General features: G+C 55.5%; 15 protein-coding genes and 1 tRNA gene. 8 read left to right on the top strand and 8 right to left on the bottom strand.

Features of this window, described 5'->3' with window-relative positions:
- Positions 1-3: 3 nt before the first annotated feature.
- From cysW to dibA, 5 genes are all read right to left on the bottom strand, one after another.
- Positions 4-873: a sulfate ABC transporter permease subunit CysW gene (cysW, locus tag ACM6IK_RS28395; RefSeq protein WP_414876936.1), complete on the bottom strand. Its 870-nt coding sequence runs from the start codon at positions 871-873 to the stop codon at positions 4-6.
- Between the two features lie 13 nt (positions 874-886).
- Positions 887-1,705 (bottom strand): sulfate ABC transporter permease subunit CysT, encoded by an 819-nt coding sequence (gene cysT, locus ACM6IK_RS28390; protein WP_007972956.1) that lies wholly within the window; start codon positions 1,703-1,705, stop codon positions 887-889.
- Between the two features lie 69 nt (positions 1,706-1,774).
- Positions 1,775-2,788, bottom strand: coding sequence for a sulfate ABC transporter substrate-binding protein (locus ACM6IK_RS28385; protein WP_218429544.1), 1,014 nt, complete (start codon positions 2,786-2,788; stop codon positions 1,775-1,777).
- Between the two features lie 143 nt (positions 2,789-2,931).
- Positions 2,932-3,114, bottom strand: coding sequence for a sulfur starvation response protein OscA (gene oscA / locus ACM6IK_RS28380; RefSeq protein WP_007975618.1), 183 nt, complete (start codon positions 3,112-3,114; stop codon positions 2,932-2,934).
- Positions 3,115-3,403: 289 nt separating this feature from the next.
- Positions 3,404-5,323 (bottom strand): phosphodiesterase DibA, encoded by a 1,920-nt coding sequence (gene dibA, locus ACM6IK_RS28375; protein ID WP_414876935.1) that lies wholly within the window; start codon positions 5,321-5,323, stop codon positions 3,404-3,406.
- Positions 5,324-5,469: 146 nt separating this feature from the next.
- On the opposite strand from dibA, the gene desA reads away from it, so the two are divergent.
- Positions 5,470-6,654: a delta-9 fatty acid desaturase DesA gene (gene desA, locus ACM6IK_RS28370; protein ID WP_414876934.1), complete on the top strand. Its 1,185-nt coding sequence runs from the start codon at positions 5,470-5,472 to the stop codon at positions 6,652-6,654.
- A gap of 288 nt (positions 6,655-6,942) precedes the next feature.
- Complete coding sequence (locus ACM6IK_RS28365) at positions 6,943-7,932, top strand: GGDEF domain-containing protein (RefSeq protein WP_414876933.1); 990 nt, start codon at positions 6,943-6,945, stop codon at positions 7,930-7,932.
- Positions 7,933-8,057: 125 nt separating this feature from the next.
- Here the strand turns inward: ACM6IK_RS28365 and ACM6IK_RS28360 are convergent, their stop codons facing one another.
- The 3 genes from ACM6IK_RS28360 to gabD all read right to left on the bottom strand — a co-directional run bounded on the left by ACM6IK_RS28360 (position 8,058) and on the right by gabD (position 12,313).
- A complete protein-coding gene (locus tag ACM6IK_RS28360; protein WP_414876932.1) occupies positions 8,058-9,272 on the bottom strand; it encodes an HDOD domain-containing protein in 1,215 nt (404 codons plus the stop codon).
- A gap of 136 nt (positions 9,273-9,408) precedes the next feature.
- Complete coding sequence (gene gabT, locus ACM6IK_RS28355) at positions 9,409-10,686, bottom strand: 4-aminobutyrate--2-oxoglutarate transaminase (protein ID WP_223463254.1); 1,278 nt, start codon at positions 10,684-10,686, stop codon at positions 9,409-9,411.
- Between the two features lie 184 nt (positions 10,687-10,870).
- Positions 10,871-12,313, bottom strand: a complete 1,443-nt coding sequence (gene gabD, locus ACM6IK_RS28350; protein WP_414876931.1) for an NADP-dependent succinate-semialdehyde dehydrogenase — start codon at positions 12,311-12,313, stop codon at positions 10,871-10,873.
- Positions 12,314-12,660: 347 nt separating this feature from the next.
- Between gabD and ACM6IK_RS28345 the strand changes: the two genes are divergently transcribed.
- From ACM6IK_RS28345 to ACM6IK_RS28320, 6 genes are all read left to right on the top strand, one after another.
- Positions 12,661-12,737: transfer RNA gene (locus tag ACM6IK_RS28345), tRNA-Arg, on the top strand.
- Between the two features lie 791 nt (positions 12,738-13,528).
- Complete coding sequence (locus ACM6IK_RS28340; RefSeq protein WP_414876930.1) at positions 13,529-13,804, top strand: DUF3077 domain-containing protein; 276 nt, start codon at positions 13,529-13,531, stop codon at positions 13,802-13,804.
- A gap of 161 nt (positions 13,805-13,965) precedes the next feature.
- Positions 13,966-14,082: a helix-turn-helix transcriptional regulator gene (locus ACM6IK_RS28335; RefSeq protein ID WP_414876929.1), complete on the top strand. Its 117-nt coding sequence runs from the start codon at positions 13,966-13,968 to the stop codon at positions 14,080-14,082.
- Positions 14,083-14,486: 404 nt separating this feature from the next.
- The gene (locus ACM6IK_RS28330) at positions 14,487-15,458 is read left to right on the top strand and encodes an ABC-three component system protein (protein ID WP_414876928.1); all 972 of its coding nucleotides are present in this window, start codon (positions 14,487-14,489) and stop codon (positions 15,456-15,458) included.
- Positions 15,391-15,669, top strand: coding sequence for an ABC-three component system middle component 6 (locus tag ACM6IK_RS28325; protein ID WP_414876927.1), 279 nt, complete (start codon positions 15,391-15,393; stop codon positions 15,667-15,669). The genes ACM6IK_RS28330 and ACM6IK_RS28325 overlap by 68 nt, the downstream gene beginning before the upstream one ends.
- Positions 15,660-17,384 carry a DUF2326 domain-containing protein gene (locus ACM6IK_RS28320; RefSeq protein WP_414876926.1) on the top strand — a complete coding sequence of 575 codons (1,725 nt, stop codon included), beginning with the start codon at positions 15,660-15,662 and terminating at the stop codon, positions 17,382-17,384. Before ACM6IK_RS28325 ends, ACM6IK_RS28320 begins: the two co-directional genes overlap by 10 nt.
- Positions 17,385-17,525 lie beyond the last annotated feature (141 nt).

Genomic DNA, 17,525 nt, shown 5'->3' with positions numbered 1-17,525 from the left:
GAATTATTCCTCCGCGGCGCTGGCGCGCAGGCGGTTGATACGGTTTTCGCTCCACTGCTTGAGCAGCAGGATGAAGAGCGCCAGGATCAGCAACAGGCTCGCCACGGCGAACGCGGCCACGTGGTTGTATTCGTTGTAGAGGATCTCGACGTGCAGCGGCAGGGTATTGGTCACCCCGCGAATGTGCCCGGACACCACCGACACCGCACCGAACTCGCCCATGGCCCGCGCGGTGCACAACACCACGCCGTAGATCAGGCCCCATTTGATGTTAGGCACGGTGACGTGCCAGAACATCTGCCAGCCGTTGGCCCCGAGCAGGCGCGCAGCCTCCTCTTCCTGAGTGCCTTGTTCCTGCATCAGCGGGATCAATTCACGGGCCACGAACGGCACGGTGACGAAAATCGTCGCCAGCACAATGCCCGGCAGGGCGAAGACGACCTGGATGTCGTGATCCTGCAACCAAGGCCCGAACAAGCCCTGGGCACCGAACATCAGCACATAGACCAGACCGGCAATCACCGGCGACACCGAGAACGGCAGGTCGATCAGCGTCACCAGCATGCTCTTGCCGCGGAACGAGTACTTACTCACACACCAGGCGGCGCTGACGCCAAACACCAGGTTCAGCGGCACCGAAATCAGCACGGCGATGACCGTGAGCTTCAGTGCCGACAGCGCGTCCGCTTCAAAGATCGCGGTGAAAAACGCACCGAGGCCAAGCTTCAGGCCCTGGGACACCACGATGAACAGCGGCAGCAACAGGAACAGGGCAAAAATCAGCCAGCCAAGGCCGATCAGGATTCGCCGCGAAGTCGCGCTGCCACGACGGGCAGCGTTCGAGGAAGCGGCAGCAATAGACGATTGGGACATGGGTGCCGCCTCCTTATGGGGTTTCGATGCGCCGCTGCAACAAGTTGATCAGCAGCAACAGGACGAAGGAAACCACCAGCATCAGTACACCAATGGAGGTAGCGCCGGTGTAATCGTATTGGTCGAGCTTGACCATGATCAGCAGCGGCAGGATCTCGGTTTTCATCGGCATGTTACCGGCAATGAAAATCACCGAACCGTACTCGCCGACCCCACGGGCAAAGGCCAAAGCGAAACCGGTGAGCCATGCAGGCAGCAGTGCCGGCAGCAGGATATGACGGAAAACCTGCAGGGGTTTTGCCCCCAGGCACGCCGCCGCTTCTTCCACTTCACGAGGGATATCCGCCAATACTGGCTGTACGGTACGTACCACGAATGGAAGTGTCACGAAAGTGAGGGCAAGGGTGATGCCCAAGGGGGTGTAGGCGATCTTGAAACCCAGATCCGCTGCAAACTGGCCAACCAGACCGGTAGGGGTGTACAGCGCCGTCAGTGCGATACCGGCCACTGCCGTGGGCAATGCGAACGGCAGGTCGATCATTGCATCGATCACTTTTCGTCCAGGGAAGGTATAGCGCACTAATACCCAGGCCAGCAGCGTGCCGATGATGCCGTTGATGATCGCGGCACACAGGGCGGTGCCGAAGCTGAGCTTCAACGCCGCCAGCACCCGTGGCGCCGAGATGATTGCCCAGAACTGATCCCAGGTGAGTTGAGCGGCATGCACGAACATCGCCGCCAGTGGTATGAGCACAATCAGGCTGAGGTACACCAAGGTGTAGCCCAGCGTCAGCCCGAAGCCGGGTATGACGGGGGAGATACGACGCGACATAAAAGTCCTTGGTTGAGAACGCACAGAGCCTCGAATCGAAATTCGAGGCTCGTTGATGGCTATTTAAGATTACTGCGCCTGATAGATCTGGTCGAACACGCCCCCGTCATTGAAGAATTTCGGCTGCGCGGCTTTCCAGCCGCCGAAGTCCTTGTCGATGCTCACCAGTTCCAGTTTCGGGAACTGCTGGGCGTACTTGGCGGCCACATCCTTGTCACGTGGACGATAGAAGTTCTTCGCCGCGATTTCCTGGCCGGTCGGGCTGTACAGGTACTTGAGGTAGGCTTCGGCGATCTGCTCGTTGCCCTTTTTCTCGGCGTTCTTGTCGACTACCGCCACCGGTGGCTCGGCGAGGATCGACAGCGACGGCACGACGATGTCGAACTTGTCGGCGCCGCCCTCTTCTTTCAGGGCCAGGAAGGCTTCGTTTTCCCACGCCAGCAACACGTCGCCCTGACCGTTGTTGACGAAGGTAATGGTCGAACCGCGAGCGCCGGTATCCAGCACTGGCACGTGTTTGAACAGGGTTTGCACGTACTCCTTGGCCTTGGCTTCATCACCGCCGTTGGCTTTCAGGCCATAGGCCCAGGCCGCGAGAAAGTTCCAGCGCGCACCGCCGGAGGTTTTCGGGTTCGGCGTGATCACCGAGACGTCATTCTTGACCAGGTCGCCCCAGTCCTTGATGCCTTTGGGGTTGCCCTTGCGCACCAGGAACACGATGGTCGAGGTGTATGGCGTGCTGGCGTCCGGCAGGCGTTTTTGCCAGTCCGCCGGCAGGGTCTTGCCGAGCTTGGCGATTTCGTCGATGTCACCGGCCAGGGCCAGGGTCACGACGTCGGCACGCAGGCCATCGATCACCGCCCGGCCTTGCTTGCCCGAGCCACCGTGGGATTGCTGGACTTTCACGGTGTCGCCGGCATGATCCTTCTGCCAGAACTTGATGAACTCGGCGTTGTAGTCCTGATACAGCTCGCGGGTCGGGTCGTACGACACGTTGAGCAGCTCGTAATCCTTGGCAACGGCGGAACCGGCAAAAAGGGCGCTGGCCAGGGCGGCCAAAGCGAAGTGGCGAATCGACGACATGATGAAAGCTCCTGGAATTCTTGGTTTGTTGGCTTTTTTTATGGATTTCTGGAATCGCGTTGCCGGTTCAAAGATCGCAGCCTGCGGCAGCTCCTACAGGTGATTGCGTGCTCTGTAGGAGCTGCCGCAGGCTGCGCTCTTCTTCAGCCCGGTTTGTTGCCCGGCTGCTGCAAACGGAATTTCTCTTTGCGTTCGATCTGCACCACTTGGGCGTTGTGCACGGTGATTTCCACGGCGCCAAAGCGCAGGTCGCGCAGGGCACTCTGGATTTCACGCAGGATGGTGGCTTCGTCTTGACCGTCGACGCTACGCAGGGATGCGCTCATATTGCTGCTCCTTCAACTGAGAGGTTGCCTCGCAGTGTCGGCACTGCTTGCGGCGTGAGAGCAATACTAGAGAGGAGTAGATATTCTTAAAAAGACTATTTGAGAATGTTTATATAACCAAAAGAAATTATTTGACGGGACAAGGGTTTGAGCTGAACAGCCCTCTTTCAGGCACACCAAAAACCCTGTGGGAGCGAGCCTGCTCGCGATGAGGGAGTGTCAGTCACCAGAGATGTCGACCGATACTCCGCTATCGCGAGCAGGCTCGCTCCCACAGGTTTTTTGAAAATCAGGTGATGACCGGGGCATGAGCCCAATCGAGCTGCGCCGCCGGCACCGGCCGCCCGAACCAGTAGCCCTGCCCCAGATCACATCCCTGCTCGAGCAGAAACGCCGCTTGCTCAGCCTGCTCGACCCCCTCGGCATGCACCTGCATGCCCATGCTCTGCGCCAGCGCAATGATCACCCGCGAGATTGCCGCATCGTCCTCATCCCACGGCAACCCGGCGACGAAGCCCTGGTCGATTTTCAATTTCTGCACCGGCAGACGCTTGAGCCGCAGCAGCGATGAATAACCCGTGCCGAAGTCGTCGATGGCCAGGCGCACCCCCAACTCGCGCAGGCGATGCATTTGCTCCAGCGCGACTTCCGGGTCCTCCATCACCGCGCTTTCGGTCACTTCCAGCTCCAGAAACGCCGGATCCAGCCCGGTTTCGCGCAGGACCTGCGCCACCTGCCGATACAGTTCACGACGGGCAAACAGGCGCGAAGAAACGTTGACCGCAACGAACGACAGCACCACTCCACTCTGCTGCCACTGACACATCTGCCGGCACGCCTGTCGCATCACCCAGGCATCGATTTCGGCAATCAGACCGGTTCGCTCGGCGACCGGAATGAATTCCGCCGGCGACACCAACCCCCGCTGCGGGTGCTGCCAACGTACCAGCGCCTCGACGCCAATCAGGCGACTGCTCTTGAGGTCGTGAACCGGCTGGTAATAAACCCGCAGCTCTTGCCGGTTCAGGGCGCGGCGCAATTCGAAGGCGATCTCGACCCGTTGCTGGGCGTGGGCCGTCAGCTCTTCGGTGTACAGGGCATAATCATTGCGCCCCGTGCTTTTGGCCTTGAACAGTGCAGAGTCGGCATTACGCAGCAGTTGCTCGACGCTCAAGGCATCGCTGGGGAACAGGCTGATGCCGATGCTGGTGTTGATGGACAGCTGGTGCCCATCAATAAGGAACGGCTCTTTAAGGCCATCGATGATCCGCTGGGCCAACGCAGCGGCCTGAACCAGTTGCGGACAGCTTTCAGCGAGTATGCCGAACTCATCCCCGCCCAGCCTGGCCAGGGTGATACCCGGACCGAACATAGTGCCCAGACGCTCGGCCACAGCCTTGAGCAACTGATCGCCGATGGTGTGCCCAAGGCTGTCGTTGATCATCTTGAAGTGATCGAGATCGATCATCAGCAGCGCGCAGCCACGCTTGTGGACCTGTGCCGAGGCCAGGGCCTGTTCGGCGCGGTCGGAGAACAGCAGGCGGTTCGGCAGGTCGGTCAGCGGGTCGTGGTGCGCCAGGCGCATCAGTTCGTGTTCGGAGTTCTTGATTGCGCTGATATCGGAAAACACCGCCACGAACTGGCTCGGCTGGCCATTGTCATCGTGGATCAGGCGGATCGTCTGCCATTGTGGGTAAATTTCGCCGCTTTTGCGCCGGTTCCAGATTTCCCCGCTCCACTCTCCTGTGCGTTCAAGCGCGGCGAACATCGCCTGATAGAAGTCAGATGGATGACGTCCGGACTTGAACATAGTGGGGCGCTGCCCGAGCACGTCCTCACAACCGTAACCGGTGATTTCCATGAACGCCCGGTTCACATGGACGATCACACCTTCCCGATCGGTGACCAGCACGCCTTCGCGGGTGCAATCGAAAACAGCAGCCGCCTGGCGCAGGCGCTCGCGATTGGTATTGCGTTCGTGCAATGTGGCGCCGATCCCCAGACACCGCAGCAGCCGCGCCCGGGCAACGAAGACCAACCCGGCGCTGAACAGCACCCAAACATAACCGTTGATCAGTTGCCATCGCAGTCGCTCAGCAGAGCTATCGAAGAAACTGTTTAATAAATAGCCACTGATCTGTAGCCAAACCACAGAAAGCAACAGATAGAGCAGCGCTGCACGCAAGGCATCGCGATAGGTGGCAGACATCCGACGATCCATGTCCCTACAATAAGGTGGGGATTATAGTTTAAAGACACATCCAGCCACTCTTATCTGAAAGGGCGACTGGTTTTCTGTGTGGGCTTAGTGATAATGCAATGGCTGTTTTTTCTTTATCGAGGGCCCTATAGCCTATGTGGTACGAAGGTTTTCTTGGCTTGTCGCCCTGGTCTCTGGTAGCAGTCACCCTGCTGATGACCCACGTCACGATCATCGCCGTCACGGTCTATCTGCATCGTTACTCGGCCCATCGCTCCCTGGAGCTGAATGGGGGCCTTAAGCATTTCTTCCGTTTCTGGCTGTGGCTGACCACGGCACAGAACACCCGCGAGTGGACCGCCATCCACCGCAAGCATCACGCCAAATGCGAAACCGTCGATGACCCGCACAGCCCGGTCATCAAGGGTTTGTCCACGGTGCTGCGCAAAGGCGCCGAGTTGTACCGCGCCGAAGCGGAAAACCCCGAGACCCTGCGCATCTACGGCAAGAACTGCCCCGAAGACTGGATCGAGCGCAACCTCTATAGCCGCTATCCGCTGCTGGGCATCGCGATCATGGGCGTCATCGACCTGCTGCTGTTCGGCACCATCGGCATCACCATCTGGGCCATCCAGATGATGTGGATCCCGGTATGGGCCGCCGGCGTGGTCAATGGCCTGGGCCATGCCATCGGCTACCGCAACTTCGAATGCCGCGATGCGGCGACCAACCTGGTGCCGTGGGGCATCCTGATTGGCGGCGAAGAATTGCATAACAACCATCACACCTACCCTAACTCGGCAAAACTGTCGGTGAAGAAGTGGGAATTCGACCTGGGCTGGGCGTGGATTCAAGTCTTCAGCCTCCTGCGCCTGGCCAAGGTTCAACGGGTTGCGCCGATCGCCCATCGCGTCGAAGGCAAGGGCAACCTGGACATGGACACCGCCATGGCGATCCTCAACAACCGCTTCCAGATCATGGCCCAGTACCGCAAATTGGTGATCGGCCCACTGGTCAAGCAAGAGCTGGAAAAGGTCGATCACTCGGTACGTCACCAGTTCCACCGGGCCAAACGCCTGCTTTCGCGGGAGACCAGCCTGCTGGACGACAAACACCATGTACGCATCCAGAACATGCTCGAGCACAGTCAGGCGCTGAAGGTAATTTACGAGAAACGCCTGGCCCTGCAGCAGATCTGGGTCAAGACCAGCTCAAATGGCCACGACATGCTGGCGGCCATCAAGGATTGGGTACACGAAGCCGAAGCCAGCGGTATTCAATCCCTGCGCGACTTCGCCGATCAGTTGAAGACTTACTCCCTGCGCCCTGCCGCTGTCTGATTGCAGCGCCAGCCGCAAAACCTGTGGGAGCGAGCCTGCTCGCGAAAAGGGAATGTCAGTCAAATCAAAGTTGACTGATACGCCGCTTTCGCTAGCAGGCTCGCTCCCACATTGATTTGTGGACACAAAAACTCGTGTCCAGTACCGCCCAGCGGGAGCCCTCTCCTTCGCCACAAAAGGCGGGAACTTCATCTAAAAAGCCCAATCTCAAAGACACTTCGCTTTCCCCCGGCGGGCTTGGTGTTGGCCGCCATTGAACACGCGGCATGCCCTTTGAGATTTGTGTCGATGGCCCCAAAAAACCTGCAAGACTCATCTCCGTCACATAGGCCCGAGGCCGCGCAAACCCTGATGGCGCTGATGCACGCCCAAGGCGAAATCGCGCGCCTGAGCGAACGCGAACAGCTGCTCAACACCTTGCTGATGAGCGTCAACGCGGTGCTATGGGCATTCGACTGGGAAACCCGTCAGGTACTTTACGTCAGCCCCGCCTATGAACGGATCTTTGGCCGATCGGCTAATCTGCTTCTGGACGACTGCGATCAATGGCGCGACAGCATCTATCCCGACGACCTGGACTATGCCGAAAGCAGCCTGGCCGAAGTGCTGGACAAAGGCGCCGTGGAAGACCGCGAGTATCGAATCATTGCCGCCGACGGGCAGGTGCGCTGGCTCAGCGACAAATGCTACGTCAACCGCCAGGCCGAGCCGGGACAACCAGTGATCATCGTCGGCATTGCTGAAGACATCACCGACAAGAAGCGGATGGAAAGCGAGCTGCACCGCCTGGCCACCACCGACGCGCTGACCCAGAGCAGCAATCGCCGGCATTTCTTCGAATGCGCCCACCGCGAGTTCGCACACGCCCGGCAACGGGGCGAGCCGCTGTCGTTCCTGATGCTGGACATCGATGACTTCAAAATCATCAACGACACCTACGGTCACCAGGAAGGCGACAACGTGTTGCAACGCATCGCCGATAGCGGCCGCGCAGCGTTGCGCCGTGGCGACCTGTTCGGGCGCATTGGCGGTGAGGAGTTCGCGGCGGTGTTTCCCGGCTGTACACCGCAGATGGCCCTGCAAGTGGCGGAACGCTTGCAACTGCAGATTCAGCGACTGCGTTTCAGCCATGAAGGCCAGACGTTCGGCATCACCGTCAGCCAGGGCCTGACCAGCCTGACCGCCGCGGACGAAAACGTGGAGAACCTGTTTTCCCGGGCGGATACCGCGATGTATCAGGCCAAGCACGAGGGCAAGAACCGGATTGTTACCGCCTGACAGGATCACCCAGGAACCCTGTGGGAGCGAGCTTGCTCGCGATGGCAGCGGCTCATTCAACATCAATGTTGGCAGACAGTCAGCTATCGCGAGCAAGCTCGCTCCCACAGGGGCTGGTGGTGTACTTACTTCCTGCGCAAACGCATCAACTCCGGCAAGCCGATCTTGAGCAACCGCGCCGTCCGGCTCTTCGCCAGCGCCTCGATGCCCTCATGCTCGCTCAGGCGCGCCATCTGCGCCGCCATGTTCATCACCAGCGCTTCGCGCGAATAAACCCCGCCACCGAGCTGGTAGGCCGCCGCAATCAGCTCCCGCAGTTCCAGCGGCAGACGCCAGCGCGTGCGCAGGGCCGAACCGTAGGCCGCGCCAAATTCAGCCAGCGCTTCGCCCACCTCCTCCTGCTCGTCCAGTTCGCCGCCGGCCTGTTTCCATTCCTGCAAACAGCGCAGCAACGCCAGATCACCCAGACGATGCAACATGCCGGCGCAATAGCAGCGCTCCTGATCCAGATCGAGCAAGCGCGCCAGGGTTCGCGCGTATTCGGCGGTGTGCAGGGACAGTTCCCAGTAACGCCCGGCATAGTCGGCCAATTGCGGATCGCTGAGCCGTGCGCTGCGCTTGAGCGCCAGCCCGAGAATCAGGTTCATGCTCTGCCCGGTGCCCAGGCGATGCAGTGCCTGGGACAGGGTTTGCACAGCGGCACCGTGGTGCTGGGCCGCGCTGTTGGCAGCGGCGATCAGCACGGCCGTGACCTGCGGATCGGTGCGGATTTCGTCTTCCAGCACCGTCAGGTCGAGGCCATTGGGGTTGAGGCTGCGTTTGACCGCCACTTGCACGTCGGTCATCAATGGCGCACCGTCGGCCAATTCACGTCGACGCTCCAGATACACTGACAATGTCATGCCCTTCGCCAGCGACGGCACTTCGCACGAAACCTCTTCACCGGCGTTCAGCAACAAGCCCTGCAACCGCTGGGTCAGGCTTTGCATATTCAGGGGCTTGGTCAGGTAGGCGGTCGGCGCCAGCGGCAAGGCCTCGCGCACGCTGGCACTGTCGTTGCGACTGCTCATCAGAATGAACGGCATGGGCGGATTGCGTTTGCGCTGGCGGATGTTGCGCAGGACATTCAGGCCATCGACGCCCGGCAACTCCCAGTCGGCGATCACCAGGTCATAGGGGTTGTCCGCCAGCAGCTCCAAAGCTTGCTGACCATCGGCGCACAAATCCAGCCGCGCATCGCAGCGTACGTTCAACAACACTTCCTTGAGCAGATCCCGGGACCAGGGGTCGGCCTCGGCAATCAGGACTCTCGGAACCGCGGGTAAAATGACGGTTGTCATACAGCTCTCCCTGGCAATGCAGGAACCTTAGCCAAAGCTGGCCATTCGATACAGCGCTAATGCGCGTGAGGCGTTTCAAGAGGGATGAAAAAACCCGCCGAAGCGGGTTTTTTGTGGATCAGGTCACACTGAGCGATCAGAGCTCGGAGAAGCACTCTTCGATGATCGCCAGACCTTTGTCCAGTTGCTCGTCCGGCGAGGTCAGCGGTACCAGGACGCGCAGAACGTTGCCGTAGGTGCCGCAGGACAACAGGATCAGACCCTTGTCACGAGCCTTGGCCACAACGGACGCCACGGCTGCAGCGTTCGGCTTGTGGCTGTCGCCGTTTTCGAACAGCTCGACCGCGATCATCGCGCCCAGGGCACGGACTTCGCCGATCACCGGGTACTTGGCCTGGATGGCCTTCAGGCCGGTGACCAGACGCTCGCCAACAGCCTTGCAACGGTCCAGCAGATGCTCTTCTTCGAACACTTCCATCACGGCCAGGGCCGCGGCGCAAGCGATCGGGCTACCGGCGTAGGTGCCGCCCAGGCCGCCTGGAGCGATGGCGTCCATGTATTCGGCCTTGCCGCACACACCGGCCAGCGGGAAGCCGCCAGCGATGGATTTGGCGAAGGTGGTCAGGTCGGCAGCAACGCCCATCTGTTCCATGGCGAAGAAGGTGCCGGTACGGCCAGCGCCAGTCTGTACTTCGTCAGCGATCAGCAGGATGCCGTGCTGGTCGCACAGGGCACGCAGACGCTTCATGAACTCTTTAGGCGCGACGTAGAAACCGCCTTCGCCCTGAACCGGTTCAATGATGATCGCGGCGATGTCTTTCGGCTCGGCGTCGTTCTTGAAGATGCGTTCGATGGAAGCGATCGAATCGTCGATGCTCACCCCGTGCAGCTCATTCGGGTACAGCGCGCGGAAGATGCCGCCTGGCATCAGGCCCATGCCGGCCGAGTAAGGCACGACTTTACCGGTCAGGCCCAGGGTCATCATGGTGCGACCGTGGTAAGCGCCGGTGAACGCGATCACGCCGGCACGGCCAGTGGCGGCACGGGCGATCTTGATGGAGTTTTCCACGGCTTCGGAGCCGGTGGTCACCAGCAGGGTTTTCTTGTCGAAATCACCCGGGACCTTGGCGTTGATTTTTTCGCACACTTCCACGTACGGCTCGTAGGCCAGAACCTGGAAGCAGGTGTGGGTCAGCTTGTTCAGCTGCTCGGTCACGGCGGCGATGACTTTCGGGTGCAGGTGGCCGGTGTTCAGTACGGCGATGCCGCCGGCGAAGTCGATGAATTCACGACCTTCAACGTCGGTTACGGTCGCGTTCTTCGCGGAATCGGCGAAGATCGGGTGGATCTGGCCAACACCACGTGGAACAGCAGCGGTACGGCGGGCCATCAAATCAGCGTTAGTCTTGCTCATACAGTCCTCATTCACCGCTCATCGGGCGGCGTGGTTCAAGGATAAAGCGACGGGGAGCAACGGCGGCAGCATGCGATGATCGACTGCCACAGCGTTCCCGGCCACCGAGAAAATTCCGGTTTGAAGCGGCGCAAAGGGACAGCGCTCTCGTGCCCTTTGCGCTTGAAGCAATGCTCTTACTGGCTTAGATGCCCAGGCAGAGGTATTTGATTTCCAGGTAATCTTCGATGCCGTACTTGGAGCCTTCACGGCCCAGGCCCGAGGCCTTGATGCCGCCGAAAGGCGCGACTTCGTTGGAGATCAACCCGGTGTTGACGCCGACCATGCCGTATTCCAGGGCCTCGGCCACACGGAACACGCGACCCAGGTCGCGAGCATAGAAGTACGAGGCCAGACCGAACTCGGTGTCGTTGGACATCGCGATCACATCGGCTTCGTCTTTGAAGCGGAACAGTGGAGCCAATGGACCGAAGGTTTCTTCCTTGGCCACGGCAGCGTTATTCGGCACGTTGGTCAGGATGGTCGGCTCGAAGAAGTTACCTTCCATCGACTTGCCGCCGGACAGCACGGTGGCGCCTTTGGCAACGGCGTCGGCAATGTGCTCTTGCACCTTGGCCACGGCTTTTTCGTCGATCAGCGGGCCAGTGGTGGTGCCGACTTCCAGACCGTTACCGATCTTGAGTTTGGCCACGGCGGCCTTGAGCTTCTCGGCGAACGCGTCGTAGACCGAATCCTGAATGTACAGGCGGTTGGCGCAGACGCAGGTCTGACCGTTGTTGCGGTACTTGGAAATGATCGCGCCTTCGACGGCCTTATCCAGGTCAGCGTCGTCGAACACGATGAACGGCGCGTTGCCGCCCAGTTCCAGGGACACTTTCTTGATGTCCTTGGCGCATTCCGACATCAGTTGACGACCGATTTCGGTCGAACCGGTGAAGGACAGCTTGCGCACGATCGGGTTGCTGGTCAGCTCGCTGCCGATGTCGCCGGCGCTGCCGGAAACAACGCTGAACACGCCCGCCGGGATGCCGGCACGCTGGGCCAGTTCGGCCAGGGCGAAGGCGGAGAACGGAGTCTGCGAAGCAGGCTTGAGCACCATGGTGCAACCGGCGGCCAGGGCCGGGCCGGCTTTACGGGTGATCATTGCAGCCGGGAAGTTCCACGGGGTGATGGCAGCGGTCACGCCGATCGGCTGCTTGATCACGATCAGGCGCTTGTCTGGCTGGTGGCCCGGAATCACATCACCGTAGATGCGCTTGGCTTCTTCGGCGAACCACTCGATGAAGGAAGCGGCATAAACGATTTCGCCCTTGGCTTCGGCCAATGGCTTGCCTTGCTCCAGGGTCATCAGGCGAGCCAGGTCGTCCTGGTTCTCGATGATCAGCTCGAACCAGCGACGCAGCTTGTTCGCACGCTCTTTGGCGGTCAGTGCACGCCAGGCCGGCAGCGCCTTGTCGGCAGCTTCGATCGCACGGCGGGTTTCGGCAGCGCCCATTTTCGGCACGGTACCCAGAATTTCGCCCGTTGCCGGGTTGTTGACCTTGATCGTCTGACCATTGTCCGCATCAACCCACGCGCCATCGATGAAGGCTTGCTGGCGGAACAACTGGGTGTCTTTAAGCTGCATGTCGGCTTTCCTTAACAGCACCGCAATAAGCGGAGCAAATTATGATTGTTGAAAGGCGCCTCGATAGGCTGCCGTCAGGGAAATCATTCACCGGGCTGAAGCACATAAATAGCGCACTGATTGAACTCGTGCGGTTCAGCACCCAGAGAAGAGCGTTTGAAATCTCAAACGAATCCTAGGATCAAAGGGGTTAAAGGACAATAGCCTGTTCGAAAAAAAGAACGAAAACGACGCTTTTGCCTATTTTTTCTGATCAACGTAGCAAACGCGCATTACAGCTTTAAAAAAACGCAGGCGATTCAGCAGCATGGACGCCCGCAGCGCATATGAGTATCATGGCGCCCGCTGCACCAGTAGCTCAGCTGGATAGAGTACTGCCCTCCGAAGGCAGGGGTCGTGGGTTCGAATCCCGCCTGGTGCACCATACGCTGTAACGAGAAAGCCTCAGGCCTTATGGGTCTGGGGCTTTTTTGTGGGTGTTGTTTTTAGGAAATCAAACCGACTCCGTTGGCGTCGGGCGAGCGATAGCAGACCATCGGCAAAACATCAGCGTGAGTTCCATGGCATAGCCGATGGCGCGCGGGCTGAAGGGTCAGTTGTCAACTTAAAGTTGACTACTCCAGCACTCGGCGAGCGATTGGGGGAAATCCAGTACCCCTGGCTATCTACCGAAAGGAGCCTGTTGCTGGTGATCGCATGGGGTGATGGTACGAAGCAACCGTCAAGGACAACTTGACAGTTCGATTTGATTACATGCGCCAGCGTCAGTCGCATGCAGTACTTCGTAGTTTCTTGGGTAGTCAGCGGCAGCTCACGTCCCCCAACAGATGTTATCCCACCTCCCCCAACTTCCAAGGTTGCAGGAGATCAGCCTGCACGATACCCTTCCGCCGTCGCTGCCAATTCAGCGACCGGGCTTGGTAACCCGAGAGTTAAGCGCAACAGCGCCCCATTCGAATTGCAGGCGTTTTTTTTCGCCCGTAATTTTGAGTTATGGCGGCTGTGCGTGGGACGTCTTCGGGCGTGCCGGATTCCTTGACTCCCGGTTTACCAACCTGCGCACAGCTGCCACCCATTCGCTTGGTAACGAAAAAGTGGCAGTTCCTCGTCAAGGAGCTAGACCATGCGCAATACAAATCCGTACGAAACCTCACATTTCCCTCAACACGATTTCAAGTCGCGCCCTCAAAGCATCTCCGTCAATGGAGGTGGCAAATGACTACACAACCAGAAGCAAAAACCATCGGTTTGACTCCCTGCATCTATTGCCCGGACGAACCGCTGTTCCATGTCAGCGGTGGCGTGCCTATTAGCAAAGCACTGGCACAGGCATCCGACCTGCTGTTCTTGGCCAAGTCGTTCGCCGAGGATGCGGCCTACGCAAAAGACACCGACCGCCACGCGTGGGCCGCACACTATCTGACTGCGATGAGTAAGGCCGTGATCGATGATGTGGTGAAAGTGTTGACGCGACCGACACAGGCTCGCTAGCAGCAAGCTACAGAATAGTGGCGACTCACCCTTGAAATGCGCCCCGAATTTTCGGGGCCTCCAAAACTGCCAGAATTAAACTGATAGTGCTTGATCGATTCGTACGTACATCAGAGGTGCTGCAAATCACTTCATTTATACGTGCAGCCTTATGACAAGAAATGAAAGCAGGACGTTTCCCGAAGTCAGTACACATCAGCGCTGGTCGCAAGGCCTGGCGGGCGTCAGAGCTAGCGACATGGCAAGAGGCTCCCGAAAGCTGGAAAAAGCACCAGTGACCCGATTCCTGCCCGACTTCGAGTAACCGCGCTCGCTCGGATTCGTTCGATCCTGGCGTGCGCAGTTGTCCCCCCGCCACACCTGCGGGCTAAATAGGTCACTTTTTCTGCACCCCCGCAGGTGGAAAGAGACCAGGCAGATTGGGGCTGATAGGCACTCGCATCGTAGAAAAATCCCCTGCATTTCCCTGCACATAGCAGGTGGGTTAACACCCCCCAGCCCGACGCAGGATGGGTGGAGATACGCACCATTTGAAAACTAGCGCGTCACGCTGCTATACAAGGCTTAGCCAGTCTTGATAGCGTAATGATCTCAAACCATTCGTGGATCTATGTCCGACGGTGACCTTAGGGGTCTCTACGCAGAGTCGAAATGTAGAAGTCCCAGTTTTTAAGGTAAAGGGATGAACCGACAAGAGTACTTCAACTATGTTGAGCGAAAGCTAAACGAACTAGCCCTGCGGATCGATACAAGGGCAAAAGTAAATATTCTAGATCTTAATATTCACTCAGAGTCATTCTATCTTCACCTCATAAATAAAATCATGATGTGGAGCCTGGAGAGCCTAAACTCTACAGTGTCAAATACCGAGGCAATAGATCTCGCTGATCACCCGAGAAAAATAATATTGCAGATATCGTCTACATCCACGAAGGCCAAAATAGAATCATCGCTAAGCAAAATAATCGACAAATACGAAAGTTACAAATTCAAATTTCTTTCCATTTCGAAGGATGCGAGCAACCTACGAACCCTGAGTTACAAAAACCCAAGCAAGGCTACGTTTAACCCACAAGAAGACATTCTCGACGTACGCTCGCTACTAAATGCATTCCTGAATTTAGACATAGTAACGCAAAGAGAAGTTTATGAGCAGATTCGGGGTGAGCTTGAAATAGAGATTCCGTCACGAAAAACTGAAACCAACCTCGCACAGATTATTAATACACTAGCGCAACTCGAGTGGAATGATTCAGAGTCAGAAATTCAAGTTATCCCTTTTAAAATCGAAAACAAAATCAAACACAACGATCTAGACACTGCAAAGTGGATTGTTGATGATTACAAGATACATAACAGTCGACTCGATAAAATATATACTGAATTCGACCGGCAGGGAGCAAATAAAAGTAGGTCCGTGCTTCAGTCAATCAGAACCATATACCATAAAAACAGAGGCACCCTCTCCGGGGACGAGCTCTTTTACAAAATCACAGAACAAGTAGAGCTGGTAATTCAGGAAAGCGCCAACTACACTAGCATTCCGCAGGAAGAGCTCTGCCTATGTGTAAATATATTAGTTGTAGATGCATTCATCCGCTGTAAGATATTTGAGAACCCTGAAGGATACGAAGCAAATGTTGCTGCCCGATAATATACACCCTGACCAGACTGTTTATTATAATGGCGCGCACGTGTTAAATTCCATCCAAAAAGCAAACCCTATCGAGCCCTTGGAGCTCTATATGGAGACCAAAAAATCTCGAGATATAAGCATGTCTCTTTTTATACTTTGTTTAGATTGGCTATTTATTTTGAACGCAATCAAAATTGGTGACCAGGGAAAAATTGAGCTATGTATCTAAAACAATTAAAAATAGCCTCTCCGACCCACACCATACGTGAAATAAACTTTCACAAAGGAATCAATTTAATCGTTGATGAAACGCCGTCTTCTGATGGAAAAGAGACAGGGAACAATGTCGGAAAAACAACAGTCCTAATGCTTATCGATTTCTGCTTAGGTTCCAGTCCAAAAAACATATATACCGACCCTGAAAATAAAAAAGAAGAGCACAAGCTAGTAAAAGGTTTTTTAATTGAAAACGAAATCCTTATCACGCTTACGTTAAAGAGCGATCTAGACGAAGAGTCTTCAGAAGAAATTAAAATCGAAAGAAATTTTTTAGCAAGAAAGCGTAAGATCCAGAAAGTTAATGGTTTATCCAAGACCGATGATGAGTTTGATGAAGCACTCACCGAGATACTTTTCAAGGGTCATTACGGTCAAAAACCAACTTTTAGACAAATAATCTCACACAATATTCGTTATCGAGACTTGAGCCTTACAAACACCCTTTACAATCTTGACAAGTTTACAAGGGACGAAGAGTACGAAACACTTTATCTCTTCCTTCTTGACTGTAACTTCACAGAAGGGAACACCAAACAAGACCTTCTAAACAAAATCAGGATAGAACAGGCCTTTAAGGCAAAACTTGAAAAGAGTCAAACAAAATCCGCTTACGAAGTTGCTCTAAGCCTAATAGACACAGAAATATCCAAACTAAATCACAAAAAAAGAACACTAAATCTAAATGAAAATTTTGAAAAAGATCTCAACTTTCTAAACAATATTAAGTATGAAATAAACACCGTAAGCTCGGAAATTGGTAGACTCAATATCAGGCACTCCCTTATTAAAGAAGCGGAAAGGGATATCCTTGAAACCAAATCTGAAATTGATATAGAAAAACTGGGCGTCTTATATAATCAAGCCGCTTCGCTTATACCGAACATCCAGAAAACATTTGCTGAACTTTGCAATTTCCACAACCAGATGGTGAGCGAGCGCGCTCAATATATATCCAAAGACATTCCGAAGCTTGAAAATGACCTCCGTTCTAAATCAGAGCTTTTAAGGCGCCTTCTTGAAAAAGAAGAAGAAGTGGCCAAGTCCATATCCCAAAGCGTGTCCTTTGAGGATCTTGAAAGTATAATTTCAGAGCTTAATGAGAAATACCAAAAGAAAGGTGAATACGAAAGTATTATTCAACAACTAGAAAGCGTGGATGAAGAACTTGCCGAATTCCGTAAAGAGCTTTCGGGAATTGATGATTTGCTATTCTCTCAAGAATTTGAAAAAATAATAAAAGATAAAGTTGACAAGTTTAATATTTTTTTCTCGGCAGTATCAGAAGAGTTATATGGAGAAAAATACGCTCTCAAAGTTGACCAGATAAACAATAAAGGTAAGCACCTCTACAAGTTCAGTGCATTCAATACGAACTTTAGCTCTGGAAAGAAGCAAGGCGAGATTTCCTGCTTTGATATCGCATATACTCTATTTGCAGATGAAAATGATATTCCGTGCTTTCACTTTCTGCTCAACGATAAAAAGGAGTTGATGCACGATAATCAGTTACTTAAAATCGCAGAGTTAGTAAATAAAAATGGAATCCAATTTGTAGCGTCAATACTTAGAGATAAACTGCCTGAAGAATTAAATAAAGATGAGCTTTTTATCGTCAAGCTATCTCAGTCAGACAAACTGTTCAGAATCGAGCAGCTTGAGGAGTAAACCCGCTACAGACACTCAAAAATTGTCTATCCCAACGTGTATCCCAAGAAAAAAACAGAATGAAAATCGTTAAAAAACAATGCGATATGCGTCTGGTTAGAAGCTCGCCTGGCCTGAGGCTTTTTTGTGGGTGTTTGAAGG

Source organism: Pseudomonas sp. IT-196MI5 (genome assembly GCF_949767415.1).
Lineage (GTDB): Bacteria > Pseudomonadota > Gammaproteobacteria > Pseudomonadales > Pseudomonadaceae > Aquipseudomonas.
This window is presented reverse-complemented; position numbering and strand designations above follow the sequence as displayed.